This is a genomic window from Mangrovimicrobium sediminis (assembly GCF_004745945.1).
GTDB classification, from domain to species: Bacteria; Pseudomonadota; Gammaproteobacteria; order Pseudomonadales; family Halieaceae; genus Mangrovimicrobium; species Mangrovimicrobium sediminis.
Window position 1 is genome coordinate 1 of sequence record NZ_SRLE01000042.1, and the last position, 1,428, is coordinate 1,428.

General features: G+C 62.2%; 1 protein-coding gene and 1 pseudogene. Both read right to left on the reverse strand.

Annotated elements, in window-relative coordinates:
* A pseudogene (locus E4634_RS21120) lies at positions 1-1,000 on the reverse strand (cbb3-type cytochrome c oxidase subunit I); the annotation flags it as partial.
* A 15-nt stretch (positions 1,001-1,015) separates the two neighbouring features.
* A partial coding sequence (locus E4634_RS21125) for a c-type cytochrome (RefSeq protein WP_135446667.1) occupies positions 1,016-1,428 on the reverse strand: 413 nt, incomplete at its 5' end.

Consider the following 1,428-nt stretch of genomic DNA (forward strand, 5'->3'; position numbering starts at 1 on the left):
GGTGGAGATCCAGTTGAACACCTTCACCCCCGTCGGCACGGCGATCAGCATGGTGGCGTACATGAAGAACAGCTCACCGGCGACCGGGATACCCACCGTGTACATGTGGTGCGCCCACACGATGAACGACAGGAAGGCGATGGACGCGGTGGCGTAGACCATGGAGTCGTAGCCGAACAGCGGCTTGCGCGAGAACGCCGGGATGATCTGCGAGACCACACCGAAGGCCGGCAGGATGATGATGTATACCTCGGGGTGACCGAAGAACCAGAACACGTGCTGGAACAGCACCGGGTCACCGCCGCCGGCGGCGGAGAAGAAGCTGGTGCCAAAGTGCACGTCCATCAGCATCATGGTCACCGCACCGGCCAGTACAGGCATTACCGCTACCAGCAGGAAAGCGGTGATCAGCCAGGTCCAGACGAACAGCGGCATCTTCATGTAGGTCATGCCCGGGGCGCGCATATTCATCACCGTGGCGATGATGTTGATGGAGCCCATGATGGAGGACAGACCCAGGATGTGGATGGCGAAGATGAAGAACGTCACTGACGGACCGGCGTAGGTGGTCGACAGGGGCGCGTAGAACGTCCAGCCGGCCTGCGGTGCGCCACCGTCCATGAACAGGGTGGAGGCCAGCATCAGGAACGCCGGGGGCAGAATCCAGAAGCTCCAGTTGTTCATGCGCGGCAGGGCCATATCCGGCGCGCCGATCATCATCGGGATCATCCAGTTCGCCAGGCCGACGAAGGAGGGCATGATCGCGCCAAATACCATGACCAGGCCGTGCAGGGTGGTCATCTGGTTGAAGAACTCCGGCTCGACCAGCTGCATGCCGGCCGGGCTGGAACAGCTCGGCGCGGATGATCATGGCGAAGGAGCCGCCGAGGATGAACATGGCGAAGGAGAACCACAGGTACATGGTTCCGATATCTTTGTGGTTGGTGGTGAAAAGCCACCGGCTGATGCCCTTCGCAGGGCCGTGGTGATGATCTCCCATCTTGAAGTCCTCCGATTAGCCTTTCTTGTAGTTGAACACGTCGATCGGCTGCACCATGTCAGCCATGTTATTGCCGAACGCGTTACGCTGGTAGGTTACCACCGCACCGAGATCCACGTCGTTGAGCTGGCCGCCAAAGGCCTGCATGGCAGAGCCGGGCACGCCGTTCACCACCACGTCCAGGTGATGCGCGAGGTCGCCGGTGGCGACCGGGCTGCCGGCGATGGCCTTGCCGACGCCGCCCTCACCCTGGGCCCCGTGACAGGCGAGGCAGGCGCGATCGTAAACCGCCTTGCCGCGCTCCAGCAGTTCGTCCATGGTGAAGGTCTGTGCCATCAGCTTCTTGATCTCGGCGGCCTCGGCCTGCTTGGCAGCCAGCCAGGTGTCGTAATCGGCCTGGCTGCGCACGTCGACCACGATCGGCATGA